The organism is Aquamicrobium zhengzhouense (assembly GCF_016124105.1).
Taxonomy (GTDB): Bacteria; Pseudomonadota; Alphaproteobacteria; order Rhizobiales; family Rhizobiaceae; genus Aerobium; species Aerobium zhengzhouense.
The window spans coordinates 77,233-91,003 of the sequence record NZ_JADGMQ010000007.1 but is presented as its reverse complement, the minus strand read 5'-3'; the positions used below and the strand labels follow the sequence as shown (position 1 = coordinate 91,003).

Below are 13,771 nucleotides of genomic sequence, written 5' to 3'. Positions count from 1 at the left end.
ACGACGTGGCCGGGCATCGATCATCATGCGCTCGCCCGCCCACGAAAATGTTCGGCGCTGCCCTCAAGGTCGCGGTGTTCCCGAAGCCACGCGGCAAGATCCGCCAGCCCTGCCTTCCAGCCGATCTTTGCCTGCCAGCCAATGCGCTCCCGCAGCTTGGTCGTATCAGCCACGAAGTAGGGTTGATCCCCTTGGCGCCAGTTGTCGAAGTTCAGCTTCGGGCGCTGGTTGGAGAGGACGCCGATCTGCTGCAACACCGTTTGGAGACTGACCGCGTTCCCCGGCCCTCCTCCCAGATTGAAAGCCTCGCCGTTCACATCCGCGATCCGGGCTCTCAGCATCCGATAAGCTGCGACCGCATCGTTGACGTGAAGGACATCGCGAACCTGCTTGCCGTCGCCATAGACGGTGATCGGTTCACCCTTCAGTGCCTGAATGAGGAAGTGGGCAACCCAGCCCTGATCTTCGGTGCCGAACTGGCGGGGCCCGTAGATACAGCTCATGCGAAGCACAGCAGAGCGCAGGCCAAAGGACCTTGAATAGTCGAGCACATATTGATCGGCGGTGCCCTTGGAGCAGCCATAGGGCGTGCAAAGATCAAGGGGGCGCGCCTCGCCGATTCCATGCTTGCGTGTAGCCTCGTCCGCCGGAATGTAGCGATCCTCGAGCTCGATCATCTCAAGGTCGTCGAGCGAGCCATAGACCTTGTTGGTCGAAGCGAAGATGAGGGGGGCAAGGCCTCCTGCGCGGCGCACGGCCTCGACCACGTTAAGTGTCCCACGCGCATTGACTTCAAAATCATCGATCGGCTGATCAAGGCTGGTCGTCACGGCGGTCTGCGCTGCAAGGTGAAACACCGAGGAAGCGTCGGCAAAGGCGGGCTCGATCATTGGAAGGTCGCGGATATCGGCAAGAAAGGGGTGGAGCCGGTCGCCGAACTCGTCCTTCAGCCATGCAAGGTTCTCGTGAACGCCGGGCCGTGAGAGATTATCGAGAATGATGACCTCTTCGCCATCAGCGAGAAGCGATGCTGCCAGATTGCTGCCGATGAAGCCCGCGCCTCCGGTGATCAGTGCAGGAGATGCGCCAGTGATGAGGCTGGGGGAGGCGATCTGAGAAAAGGCCTGAACTTCCTTGACCCCGCCGTCGATCAGGAGACGGGCGAGCAGCTTTTTGCGCCCGCCGGCTTCGACCGCGCCCAGATGATAATGCCTCGCGTCGAACCAGAAGCCTTCCTGCACGGGAACGTCATGCGGAACGTCGCGCCAGGAATACCAGTAGACGCGGTCGGCTGGCACGGCGAGCGCAGCCGCAAACCTTCTTGCCTGCTGGAACTCATCGTTGCGCCACGTTGAGTAGCCGGTTTCCGTGACCCATAATTCGGCATCCGGATTGTACTGGTCGAGGATCCTCCGCATTTCGCCAAGGTGGAGATCCCAGCCACCCCAGCTCCCCATTTCACTGTCCCAGGTTCCGGGAAAACCATGAAATCCGACCGCACCGCATTCGGCGAGGACGCCGCGTTCACCCATCAGATCGACCCAGTAAGGATCGAACGGGCAAGGACCACCCAGCACCGCGCGCCATCCGCGCTTCTTCACCCAATAGGCCGCCCCGCCTACCATCTCGCAAAAGAGGTTGAAGTCCGTGTCCTCTCGCCAGTCCCAATCGAGAAGATTGTTCGGCTCGTTCCACAGTTCAATATCCCGGAAGTGCTTCCCGTAACGCGTTAGGACGTGATCGATGAAATCGGCATAATCCTGCAGCCGCTGCGGTGCGCCGGAAGTCTTTCCCGTTCTCGACAGGGAGGGCGGTGTGTAATGAACACAGGGGAGGACTTCGAGGTTTTCCGCCAGCTTCGGCAGCAGCCAGTCGAACCATTCCTCGCCACCGGGCGAAAGATACTCCGCCCACGACAGATGCGTTCTCAGCCACGAGGCGCCGGATGCTACGATCTCGGGCAGGATCGCCTCGGTTCGTTCGTATTCTCCGGGGCGGAACCACTCGACGAAGCCGAAGCGCGGATTGTCGATCATGAGACCAATCCCCGCTCCTCAAGCTGGCGGCGCATTTCAGGGCCACGGTCGACGCTGCCCGCCTCGCGTACCCATGCGGCGAGTTCCCCAAGGCTTTGATCAAGCGGAAATTGCGGCTGGTAGCCGAGCAGTTCGCGAGCCTTCGAAATGTCGGCGAAGCAGTTTCGGATATCGCCCGCCCTCGCCTTCTGCAAAATTTCCGGCGCTATCTCCGAGACACCCATCGCCTCGGCGAGCAGGCGGGCGACCTCCTCAACCGACCATGAGACGCCACTTCCGATGTTGATGACATGGCCGGATGCCTGCGGCTTCTCCAGCGCCTGCCGGAACGCGCGGGCAACGTCTCGCACATGCACGAAATCGCGCCGCTGGCGGCCATCTTCGAAGATCATCGGGGCTTGGCCAGCGGCAAGGCGCGATGCGAAATTCGCCAGAACACCGGTGTAGGGGTTCGAGAGCGCCTGGCCCGGCCCGAACACATTGAAGAGCCGTAGCGCCACCGCCTCGCGGCGATAGGCTTCCGCAAAAATCAGCACCGAACGTTCCTGCGCATATTTTGTCAGCGCGTAGATGGAGGCAAGATCGACCGGCTTTTCCTCGTCGGTCGCAATCGGTGAGAGTGGATGTCCCTGAGAATCCAGAGGCTCCCAGGCGGAAGGTCCGAGACGGGAGAGGTTGCGCCGAACATTGTTATGCAGGCGTCCGCCCTGATCTTCGTAAAGACCCTCGCCGTACACGCTCATGGATGATGCAACGACGATCCGCTGGATTTGCGTTCGGGCGATTTCCTCCAGAAGTACCGCAGTTCCGAGATCGTTTGCGCCCACATAGCGGGCGATCTCGTACATGGATTGGCCGACACCAACTTCGGCTGCCAGATGGACCACCATGTCGATGCCATCAAGCGCCTGGCGCATCGCCATCGCATCGCGAACATCGCCGCGAAGAAGTTCTATTCTCGGGTCAATCGAGGCATCGCCTTGCCCGTGAACCTGTTCAACGAAACTGTCGAGGACACGGACCTGATAGCCGTTCTCGAGAAGTTCGCTGGTCACGTAGCGACCGATGAAACCACAGCCGCCGGTTACCAATACTCGTTTGTTCACGGATAGCTCCCGGGAGGGGTTGAAGAAGCCTCCGAACCAGACTTGCGTGGAATTGTTCCGGCTGGTCTGGGGCTTCTTCTTCATCTTGCGTGGGCGCGGTAGACCTGATCGAGAACCCGGGCCGTGCTCAGGTGCTGTTCAATTTGAGGATCAAAGCGGCTTCCGCTCGCCAATTGCCTTCCCCATTCAACAATGGTCCGGCCTCCCCAATCATCTGGCGGTCCGCACAAGACACGGCGCTCAGTGCCAACCAGATGCTCGGCCTGAAAATCGTAGAACGAACCGTTGATGTTGCGGAAGCGGGCAGCTCCCTTATCGCCATAGAAGGTGGCCGAGATATCCGCGTCCTGGCCGGCATTCAGGTTCCACGAACACGCGATGATCACCTCAGCGCCCGTCTTCAGCAAAAGCCGCACGGTCGCGTAGTCCTCGACGTCGTTCGGGCCTGCGATTTGCGCCTTGGCGTAAAGCCTGCCGCTGACAGTTCCGATTTCGGGAAAACCCAGGGCCCAGAGCGAGAGGTCGACAAGGTGGGTGCCGAGATCCATCAGACACCCGCCGCCTGCAAGCTGGCGGTCGTGAAACCATGCCTTGTCGGGGCCATAGGCGTTGTGGAACGTCAGGTCGGCAGCGAACACACGACCGATTTCGTTGCCTTGGATCAGGGTGCGGATTTCCTTCATCCCGCAGGTCTCGCGGTAGGAAAGATCGACGCCGAGAAGACGGTCCGCCCGGCGAGCCGCGTCGATAACCGCTTGAGCCTCTTTTTCCGAACGGCCCAGCGGCTTTTGGCAGAAGACGGCAAGACCTGCCTCGAGCGCGCTGATCGATTGCTCGGCATGAAGCGCACTTGGCGTTGCGATGACGATGCCATCAAGATCAGCCGCAAGCAGATCTTCAAGCGCCATCATCGGTGTCGCCTGCGGCGCTTCAATCAGCGCAGCTGCAACCATTTCCGGGTTGGGATCAGCGACGGCGCAAATTTCAACAAACCCCGAAGCTGATAGCGCTTGCAGGCGGTTCAGGCCGATCCAGCCCACGCCGAGAAAGCCGATCTTGGGAAGACGCGCTGCCGTGGTCATGAGATCGACACCGTTGCCTTGAGGAACCCGTCTTCGCGGTCTCGGGTCGCATTGAGCGCATCGCCCAGTCGCTCGAGCGGAAAACTGTGGGTCAACAGCGATCTGAGTTGAATGCGGCCATCCTCAACGGCCTGAATCGCTTCGCGAAGACCGCGATAATAGATGCGCTGATCTCGCTCATGGGCGTTGATCACGTCGATGCCGCGCCAGTTCCACTGCTGCATATCCACCATGCGGGGTCCGTCCTGATGGTACCCGGCGATGATGAGCCGGCCCCGTTCGCCAATGATGTCACCTGCAAGATCAAGCGGCACCTGCTTGCCAGTCGCTTCGATGACGCGGTCGAACATCTGGCCGGACAGGCGGTCGGCGATCTCCTCCCTCGTCCGATGCCGCTCTTCAAGGGCGAAGGTTTCGTGCGCCCCCATCCGCTGCGCCACCTTCAGCGAAAACTGGCGGCGGGAAATCGCGATCGTCTCTGCCCCTGCAAGGCTTGCAAGCCGTGTCAGAATTGCACCGAGAAATCCGATGCCGATGATCGCGACACGCTGGCCAGGCCGGATGGCGGCGCGCCGGAAAATATTCATCGCACATGCCAGTGGCTCGCCGGGAAACTCCGTCCCCTCAAGAAAACGCGGCAGCTTCATGACGGCTTCGGCGGGGCCGACATCGTATTGCGCATAGCTGCGGTAAAACAGGGTCGCGACTTCGTCGCCCTCGCGGATGCTGGGCACACCCTCTCCCACTGCATCAACGAAGCCCCACCCCTCATGTCCAAGATCGCCGGGCGCGGTTGGGAAACTCATCCATTCCGGGCCCGCCCACGGGCCGAGATTGGACGCACATACCCCGCAGCCCAACATCCTGACCCGAACTTGACCCGGTCCTGGCTCCGGCTTCGGCACCTCCTCGATCCGCACTTCGCCGGGGCCAGCGACGACAGCCGCCAGCATGAGTTCGGGCTTGGTGCAGTTCGTTCTTTGCCGATCCGGCAGCAGAATGGTCATCGTGTCTCCTGTCTCTGACGCTTTCGGGGAAGGCGCCCCTAACCGCAGACGGGATCATCTTGTTCCTCTGCAGCCTCAGGAACATGATCCGGAAGTGGTGGTTAGGGCGCGTCTGCAAAGGAGAACCAGATGCGCATAGCCATCGTCGGTGCGGGATATGTTGGACTCACAACCAGCGCGTGTCTGGTCAAGCTGGGGCACAAGGTGACGTGCTGCGACGCTCTGGAAGATCGCATTGAAAAATTGCGGCACGGGCGAGTGCCTATCTATGAACCGGGCCTTGAAGACCTGCTGAAAGAAGGGATCGCGAGCGGCGATCTGACCTTCACCTCCTGCGGCCGCGAATGCGTCGCGGATGCAGACGCGATCTTTCTCGCGGTGGGAACGCCAAGTCTTCCCAATGGCGACATTGATCTTGGCCAGTTGGAAAATGCCAGCCGCGGGATCGCACCGCATCTGAAAGGCGGTGCGGTGGTGATCGTGAAGTCGACTGTTACGGCGGGCACGTCTTCGCGCATCCGTGAGGTCATTGCCGAAACGCGGCGGTCCCTCGATTTCAGCGTGGCTTCCAATCCGGAATTCTTGCGTGAGGGAAGCGCGGTTGACGACTTCATGTGCCCGGACCGTATTGTCTTCGGCACCGATGATGCGCGCGCGGCGGCGATCATGCGCGAGATTTACGCTTCTCTGAGCGAACAGGGCGTGCCCATCCTCGCCACGACCACCACGAACGCCGAACTCATCAAGCACGCCGCTAATGCGTTTCTTGCCCTGAAGATCGGCTTTATCAACGAGGTCTCCGATCTATGCGAGCGCAGCGGCGGTGATGTTACCGCGGTGGCGCGCGGAATTGGCCTCGACAAGCGGATCGGGCAGAATTTCTTGACTCCGGGACCCGGCTTTGGTGGCTCCTGTTTTCCGAAGGACACACGCGCTTTTGCAGCAGCGGGGCGCCGCCACGGCACGCGTCAGGCATTGGTCGAACTTCTGATCGAACGGAACGAACTGCGCAAACGGCGTCTTGCCGAACGGATTGTGGCGGAGGCAGGCTTGCGGCGCGGATCGCGGGTCGCAGTGCTCGGACTGGCCTTCAAGGCAGGGACCGACGATGCGCGCGAATCTCCAGCGCTGCCAATCATCGAACATCTGCAGCGCGCGGGAGTGCACGTAACAGCACATGACCCGCAGGCCGGCGAAAACGCCCTACGTCAAAACCCCGCTATCGAACTTGCGCCAACGCCATACGAGGCAGTCCGTGGGGCGGATGCGCTGGTGGTGCTGACCGAGTGGGAAGATTATGCCGTGCTCGATATGGCACGTATCGCCGGAATGATGCGCGGGCGCTATCTGTTTGACTTCCGCAACGTGCTGCCGATCGACCAGAAGAACCGTCACAACTTCCATTGCATCCGTCTGGGGCGGCGAAGTTTTCGCCCGGGCGATGCAGCGCCTAGCGGATCAGGCGCAGCCTATGCCAGCCGCTCCGTCGCAGCTCCTCCAAGCTGAAGCTCAGGCTCGCCCTTCGGCACGAGCCTGAGATAAAATCCTGATCAGGATCAGAGAAGCTCGGCGCGAAGCTCGGCAGCGCTCTTTGGCGACAGAAGTCCCGGCGCGACATCGAATACCGTCACCGCACCGTACTGTCCCATCTTGTTGAGGCGGTAGACGGCGCGCGCATAGGCAACCAGCACGCTCGACGTGAATTCCGGGTTGCTGCCGAGGCGCAGCGCATATTCGATGACCTGGGTGTTGGCAGGGGAAGTGTTGCCGCTGCGAATGACAAAGCCGCCATGGACCATCGCATGATGATCGCGGGCAAGTTCTTCTGCGGTGATGAAGTTCACCGTCGTGTCATATTCATCGAAATAGTGAGGCATCGTCACGATGGCCTCACGCACCTTGTTGGCGTCGGCGCCCTCTTCAAGCACGACGAAGCATTCGCGCTTGTGCTTTTCGCGGGTGGTCAGCGTCGGCCTTGCGCCGCTGCGAACCTGATCGACGGCTTCCTTGACCGGGCGCGTATATTGGACCGCGCCCGCAACGCCCGGAACGCGGCGCACCGCATCCGAGTGCCCCTGACTGAGGCCGTCGCCCCAGAAGGTGTAAGTCGCACCGTCAGGCAAAAGCGCTTCGCCGATGACGCGGTTGATCGAGAACATGCCCGGATCCCAACCCGCGGAGATCAGCGCCGTTCGGTTGTTTGCCTTTGCCGGTTCGTCGACGGTGGCGAAATAATCCGGGATACGAGCATGGGTGTCGAAGCTGTCGACGGTGTTGTAGAGCGCTGCGTATTCCGGGCCCTGCTGCGGCAGGTCTTCCTTTGAGCCACCGCAAAGGATCAGCACGTCGATCGCATCGGTGTGGTCCTTGAGCGCGGCAATTTCATATACCGGAGTTGCCGCGTCCTGCGGCTTGATCTGTTCTGGCGGACGGCGGCTATAGATGCCGACCAGGCTCATATCCGGATTTTTAGCGATCGCAGCCTCTAAGCCGCGTCCAAGATTACCGTGTCCGGCAATGGCGATCCGGATCTGCTCTGCCATGTCGATTTCCCTAGATGATTGTCATGAGGTCGGGGTCATTTAGACCATCGCCGCATCGCTTGCCAGACCAGTTGGGGCGCCAAGTTGCCTCGGCGCCCCATCAAAATGATGCGTTCTGTACCGCCTACCACCTGTTGAACAGGAGATTCGGAAGCCAAAGAACAACCGCGGGGAAGAAGATCAGCACCAGCGCAACCACGCTGACCGCAAGGAAGAGCGGGATCGACTCCTTGGTGTACTCGCTCACCGGAACCTTGAGAATCGAGCACACCGCATACATTGCCGCGCCAACCGGGGGCGTGAAATTGCCGATCGTCGCCGCAACCACGAACACGACGCCAAAATGAACCGGATCGCCGCCAAGCTGCCGCACCAGTGGCAGGAAGATCGGGGTCAGCATGATGATCATCACGGTCGCATCGATGAAGAAGCCGCCAATCAGGATGAAGAGCACGATCAGGATCATGACGAAATTGAGGTTGTCCGTCAGGCCCAGAATAGATCCCGCAATCAAGTCTGGAATGCGTTCCAGAACAATGCCGTAGCTGAACATGGCCGACAGCACGATCAGGAACATCACCGCGCCGATGTCCGCGAGGCTTCCCTCAAGCGCTTCCATGAAGGGCTTGGCCTTCAGCTGGCGATAGACCGCAACGCCGATGAAGGCAGCATAGATGACCGCGAACGCGCCAATCTCGGAGGGTGTGAAGACACCCATGCGCAGGCCCGCCAGAAGAATGATGGGGAAGAGCAGCGCCCAGATGCCGCCCCTTAGCGCCGTTCCGACCTCAGCGACGGTAGCGCGCTTTTCGCGAGCAGCCGGATACCCGCGACGGCGCGAGATGACCGCGACGGTCGCGGCGAGCCCGACCCACAGAAGGATCGCAGTAACGAGACCTGCTGCGAAAAGGCGGCCAATCGAGACCTGCCCGATGGTTCCGTAGATGATGAAACCAAGCCCCGGAGGAATGATCGGCGTCAGAATTGACGAGAAGGACAGGACGCCCGCAGTGAAGCCGCGCGACATGCCGCGCTTGATCATCTCGCTGCCGAGCATACGGCTTTGCATCGCCGCATCCGCGATGGCCGAGCCGGAAACACCGCCCATGAGCACCGAAAGAGCAATTGAAACCTGAGCCAGACCACCTTTCAGGCGCCCCGCAATCACCGTCGCGAGATTGAGCAGCTGAGTGGTGATGCCGGACTTGTTCATCACATTGCCCGCCATGATGAAGAGCGGGATCGCGAGCAGCGCAAAGTTCTGAGTCTGCGACACTGTCTGCTGCGCAGGAATGGTGAACGGCAACTCCGGATGCTGCAGGAAGAAGATGATGCCGGAAATTCCGATGGCAAAAGCCACCGGCATGCCGATGATCAGGAATATCGTAAAAGCAATGGCGACGAGCAGCATGACTCAGCCTTCCTTAGCGACCGGCTGGCCGCCCGATTTCAAATCGTCAGCGATCTTTATGAGCGTCGTCAGCAGTAGGAAGAACGCGCCGACCGGAAGGCTCATGGAAATCCAGGAATAGCTGATCCACGGAATGCCCTGGAAAGCGCGCGCGCGGCTCACCCAGGAGACCCAAAGTCCTGCATAGATGATGTAGCCAAGGAACGCGCAGATCAGCACATAATTGACGTGTTTCAGGACGCGCTTGCTTTTGTCGGACAGACGCTCGGTGAAGAGATCTATCGACATCAGGCCATCGCGGCGCCAGGCGATGTCTGCGCACAAGAAGCAGGCCCAGGCAAACAGGCAGGTCGCAAAGTCGATGGTCCAGTTCTGCGGCATTGCCATCAATCGCGCGATGCCAGCGAAAAAGATCAGGCCGACCATGATGAGCAGGAACGTCGCGGCGACGACGGCCTCCACCTTGCCCAGCCGCCTGTGAAACTCGCGTATCATGGCGCTCCCACTTTCTTCCAAGCTCAAAAGATTAAAGCGCGGCGGCCCGTATGGACCACCGCGCTTCCCCGCCCAATTGGCTTTATTCTGCGTCTACAGCCGCTTTGGCTTCGGTGATGCCGAGGACCTCGTATGCGGTCTTTCCGGCTTCGCGGAAGGCGTCGAGATCAACGTCGCTGATCACTTCCATGCCCTTCGACTGCAGGTCAGCCTTGATCTCCTCGTTCATCTTGGCGATTTTCGCCGAGGTTGAGCGACCGGCTGCCTGGCACTCTTCAACAAGTGCTGTCTGCTGGTCTTGCGGCAGGCCGTTGAACCACTCCGAGGAAACAACCTGGAAGTTGATCAGCAGGATGTGCCCCGTCTCGTTGGCGTATTTCAGCACTTCGTAGAAGCGGCCGCCTGGAATGTTGGCGTAGACCAGTTCGACGCCGTCGATCGCCTGCTGCTGCAGCCCGGGATACATGTCACCGAAGGCCATTGCAGTCGGCGCTGCGCCAAGCGCGCGGACCGACTCCTGCCAGATCGGTGCCGGTGGGGTCCGGATGCGCAGACCTGACAGATCCTCTGGCGAGCGGATCGGCTTGTTGGTGAAGAAGTGGCGCTCGCCCTGAACCCAGTCGAAGCAGACCACCTTCAGGCCGTGCTGAGCTGCCAGCTCATCCTGCCATGCCTTCACAGTCGGGGAGTCGACGAGCTTCCACACGTCTTCCAGCGTCTCGGCGAAGTAAGGTCCGTTCATGACGGCCATGGCCGGCACATAGGAGCCGAGGCGAGCGGAGTCGGTGTTCTGGCCGATGTTCGCGCCCTGACGCATCTGCTCGATGATGTCTTCCTCAACACCGAGCTGGGCGCTGTGGAACACTTCGATCTTCAGCCCGCCATTGGTGCGCTCCTCGACGCGCTTGGCCCATTCGAGGAAGCCCTCGTGATACGGCTCGGACGGTCCGAGAACGTGGTTGAACCGCAGCGTGTTCTGCTGCGCGTTTGCGGCGGTGCCGCAAAGCAGTGCGGCAGCGAGAGCTGCAGCTGCCATTCCAATGCGTTTGCCCAGTTTCATAATTTCCTCCTGTCTTCCTTCACCTTCTGCCCTCGCCTCATGCGAAAGGCAGGCCCACTCCAAACCGGCCGGACAGCGTGCGGAACGACTGTTCGGTGACCGGATCAATCGGAATTCCCTTGATTGCGCGCAGGTCCGCTTCCGCCCATTCCCGATCGCCGGGAGCGAGCACTTTTTGCCCTTCTCGCGCCGGCGAGTTGCGCAGCGTGTCGACGTAGCGACGCATGCCGTCGTCAAAGTCCGTGCGGCTGATGAACGCTTCCGGGTTGATCGCCATGACGAATGCGCCAAGGTCGCGGGGCGTCGAAAAATCCGGCCCCGGCATCGGTGCGATATCGAATGAAAGCGTTGCACCCGAAAGAACGGCGCTGAAAATTTCGACAAGTCCGGCAAGGCCCGCACCCTTGAAGCCGAACGCGGCTCCCAGCGGAGCCAGCATGTCGGCCAGGGCCGGATCGGCGACGTCAATACCGCGACTATCCGAGGCCGTACCGTCTGGCAGCGAGAGGCCGAGGCTCTTGTAGAGTTGCACGCGGTTATAGGGGATGGCGCTGGTGGCCATATCGAGCAGCCACGGGCGCTCCCCTGCCAGCGGAACTGCGCACGAAATCGGATTGGTGCCGTGGAACCGCATCGCGCCGTCATGAAGGCGCACAAAACTGTCGGAGTTGCAGAAAGCAAGGCCGATGAACCCGGCCTTTGCAGCCTCGGTCGCGAACGCTCCGGCTGGACCGAAATGCGAGGAATTGCGGATGGCGACGGCGCCGATGCCGAACTTGCCGGCAAATTCCATGGCGTGATGCATGCCTTCATAGGCGGCCAGCGCGCCATGAGCCGCGTCGGCATCCAGCGTACCAACAGCACCGAGCTGTGCCGCGAAGCGGATCACCGGCTGCTTTTTGATCCGTCCACCTTCAAGCGCGGTGACGTAATGATCCAGGAGCCGCACGCCGTGGCTGTCAATGCCATGGCGCGACCCGTGCATCATCGCATCAGTGGCGGCGTTGGCAGTTGCTTCATCAGCGCCGCAGCCAACAAAAATCGCACGGCAGAACGCGTCAAGGGCAGCTGCGTCGACCCGGGTGGAGTTGACTTGATCGGTCAAAGTGTCTGGCCTCCATCGACCACAATTACGGTTCCGGTGGTGAAGGCTGATTCATCGCCAGCAAGGTAAAGGGCGGCAGCGGCCATCTCCTCGACGGTGCCGAGCCGCCCCATCGGCTGCCGCTCCACGAAGCTGCGGCGCGTGGTTTCCGGATCAGCTGTCGCCTGAATGCGCTCTTCAAGGGACGGCGAAAGAGTGGTTCCGGGTGCAAGTGCATTGACCCGTACGCCAGACTGGATCACGTCGCGCGCAACCGCTTTCGTCAGGCCAATGACAGCCGCCTTGCTCATGCCGTAGGCAGCGCGATTTGCAACGCCGGTGATCGACGAGGCGACTGAGGCGACGTTGATGATCGAACCTTTTTTGCGCTCGAGCATGCCGGGCAGGACCGCGCGGATCGTATGGTAGATGGAGGTAACGTTCTGGTCGAAGCTCTTCTGCCAGTCGTCCTCGCTTGCATCGAGAATGGTGCCGGAATGAACAAATCCGGCGCAGTTGAAGAGGATATCGACCTCGCTTGCCGCCTCGATTGCTTTGCGCACTCCCGCAGCGTCCGTCACGTCGAGCGCTATCGGCTGGATCGAAGGAGCGAGCTGCGGAAGATCAGCCATCTTGGAGAGGGTGCGGCTCGCAGCAACGACACTGGCTCCTTCCCTGGCAAAGGCAAGCGCAACCGCGCGACCAATGCCCTGACCGGCTCCGGTGACAAAGGCGCGCTTACCCGCAAGGCGACCTGTCATTCCAATCTCCCAATATCCAGATGACGATTCCGTCCTCTGTCTACACTATACCGTCTTTTGTGTACACTAGACACATGTGGCAGGATCGCGCAAGACGGATGTGGATAGTCGCCATTGCGCGCAATGGCTTTCGGCGGCATCTTCTCGCGGTCGATGGAGTAGGTCGTGCAGCGTGAAACTGTTGAAATGACTGGCGATGAGCCGGCTGAGCCCGGATCAACGCCGCGCCTTTACCAGCGCGTCTATTCGATCCTTTCACAAGAGATCGAAAACGGTGTGCTGACCCCTGACGATCCAATCACCGAAACTGGGATTGCCACCCGGTTTGGCATCAGCCGCGCGCCTGCCCGCCGCGCATTGTCCGAACTGGAGGCGTCCGGACATGTCGGCAGGAACGAAACGCGAGGCTACACGGCCAGAAGTGGCGGCTGGAAGGCTGCAGACACCACCAACGCCGCATCAGACCAGCTTTCAGACGACAAGCTCGTTTCGCTTCCCACATGGGAGCGCATCTACGGCGAGGTCGAAGCCGAACTCATCGCGCGCATCTCGTTCGCGACGTGGCGGGTCAATGAGGCGGAACTGGCTCGATACTACAAGGTGAGTCGGACGGTGGCGCGTGACGTCATTGGCAGGCTGCAACAAAGTGGCCTTGTACAAAAAGACGACCGTTCGCGTTGGTATGCGCCGGCGCTCGCAGCCGATCACGTCGGCGAACTTTACGAGCTGCGCTGGGTTCTTGAACCTGTCGCGCTTGAGAAGGCGGTTCCGAATCTGCCGGCAGACTTACTGCCACGTCTGCGTGACAATCTGGTGCGCGCAATCGCGATGGGCGATCAGATCGGCGGCGGAATACTGGATGCCCTCGAACATGATCTGCACAAGGAGTTGCTTGGCTATTGCGGCAACCGCGCGCTGATGCAGGCCATCACCTACCCGCAATCGCTGCTGGTTGCTCACCGCTTCCTCTATCGCTGGACAGCGCTCCTTTACGAACGCGAACCGTTCCTGCCCGAGCATCTGGACATCATTGATCGTCTAGCCGCAGGAAAGGTCGCGGAGGCGAAGTCGGTACTGGAGGCGCATCTGCGAATTTCACGCGAGCGCGCAATTGAGCGTATCGACCTGATTGCGCAAGGCGCGCTGCCCGATCCTTTGCCTTACCTCGACCAGATGGGCTGACCGT

The 13,771-nt window shown here is 60.6% G+C and carries 12 protein-coding genes; 2 read left to right on the top strand and 10 right to left on the bottom strand.

What is annotated here, in order from left to right; all coding sequences use genetic code 11:
• Window positions 1–23: 23 nt before the first annotated feature.
• The 4 genes from IOD40_RS11445 to IOD40_RS11430 are packed head-to-tail and all read right to left on the bottom strand — an operon-like array spanning window position 24 to window position 5,231.
• Window positions 24–2,036, bottom strand: coding sequence for an NAD-dependent epimerase/dehydratase family protein (locus IOD40_RS11445; RefSeq protein WP_198476669.1), 2,013 nt, complete (start codon window positions 2,034–2,036; stop codon window positions 24–26).
• Entirely contained in the window at window positions 2,033–3,226 is a 1,194-nt protein-coding gene (locus tag IOD40_RS11440; RefSeq protein WP_198476668.1) for an NAD-dependent epimerase/dehydratase family protein, read from the bottom strand. Before IOD40_RS11440 ends, IOD40_RS11445 begins: the two co-directional genes overlap by 4 nt.
• Entirely contained in the window at window positions 3,223–4,224 is a 1,002-nt protein-coding gene (locus tag IOD40_RS11435) for a Gfo/Idh/MocA family protein (protein ID WP_198476667.1), read from the bottom strand. Before IOD40_RS11435 ends, IOD40_RS11440 begins: the two co-directional genes overlap by 4 nt.
• Window positions 4,221–5,231 carry an MDR/zinc-dependent alcohol dehydrogenase-like family protein gene (locus tag IOD40_RS11430; RefSeq protein WP_233713949.1) on the bottom strand — a complete coding sequence of 337 codons (1,011 nt, stop codon included), beginning with the start codon at window positions 5,229–5,231 and terminating at the stop codon, window positions 4,221–4,223. The genes IOD40_RS11435 and IOD40_RS11430 overlap by 4 nt, the downstream gene beginning before the upstream one ends.
• Window positions 5,232–5,360: 129 nt before the next feature.
• Here IOD40_RS11430 and IOD40_RS11425 point away from each other — a divergent pair, with 129 nt between their 5' ends.
• Window positions 5,361–6,737: a UDP-glucose dehydrogenase family protein gene (locus IOD40_RS11425; protein WP_198476666.1), complete on the top strand. Its 1,377-nt coding sequence runs from the start codon at window positions 5,361–5,363 to the stop codon at window positions 6,735–6,737.
• 50 nt (window positions 6,738–6,787) lie between these two features.
• Here the strand turns inward: IOD40_RS11425 and IOD40_RS11420 are convergent, their stop codons facing one another.
• From IOD40_RS11420 to IOD40_RS11395, 6 genes are all read right to left on the bottom strand, one after another.
• Entirely contained in the window at window positions 6,788–7,774 is a 987-nt protein-coding gene (locus tag IOD40_RS11420) for a diaminopimelate dehydrogenase (RefSeq protein ID WP_198476665.1), read from the bottom strand.
• A gap of 124 nt (window positions 7,775–7,898) precedes the next feature.
• Window positions 7,899–9,185, bottom strand: a complete 1,287-nt coding sequence (locus tag IOD40_RS11415) for a TRAP transporter large permease (RefSeq protein ID WP_198476664.1) — start codon at window positions 9,183–9,185, stop codon at window positions 7,899–7,901.
• 3 nt (window positions 9,186–9,188) lie between these two features.
• On the bottom strand, window positions 9,189–9,680 hold the full coding sequence (locus IOD40_RS11410) for a TRAP transporter small permease (protein WP_210336873.1): 492 nt from the start codon (window positions 9,678–9,680) through the stop codon (window positions 9,189–9,191).
• An 82-nt stretch (window positions 9,681–9,762) separates the two neighbouring features.
• On the bottom strand, window positions 9,763–10,740 hold the full coding sequence (locus IOD40_RS11405) for a C4-dicarboxylate TRAP transporter substrate-binding protein (RefSeq protein ID WP_198476663.1): 978 nt from the start codon (window positions 10,738–10,740) through the stop codon (window positions 9,763–9,765).
• A 37-nt stretch (window positions 10,741–10,777) separates the two neighbouring features.
• Window positions 10,778–11,845 carry an Ldh family oxidoreductase gene (locus IOD40_RS11400; RefSeq protein ID WP_198476662.1) on the bottom strand — a complete coding sequence of 356 codons (1,068 nt, stop codon included), beginning with the start codon at window positions 11,843–11,845 and terminating at the stop codon, window positions 10,778–10,780.
• Window positions 11,842–12,585 (bottom strand): SDR family oxidoreductase, encoded by a 744-nt coding sequence (locus IOD40_RS11395; RefSeq protein WP_198476661.1) that lies wholly within the window; start codon window positions 12,583–12,585, stop codon window positions 11,842–11,844. The genes IOD40_RS11400 and IOD40_RS11395 overlap by 4 nt, the downstream gene beginning before the upstream one ends.
• 165 nt (window positions 12,586–12,750) lie before the next feature.
• Here IOD40_RS11395 and IOD40_RS11390 point away from each other — a divergent pair, with 165 nt between their 5' ends.
• Entirely contained in the window at window positions 12,751–13,767 is a 1,017-nt protein-coding gene (locus IOD40_RS11390) for a GntR family transcriptional regulator (protein WP_198476660.1), read from the top strand.
• Window positions 13,768–13,771: the final 4 nt, after the last annotated feature.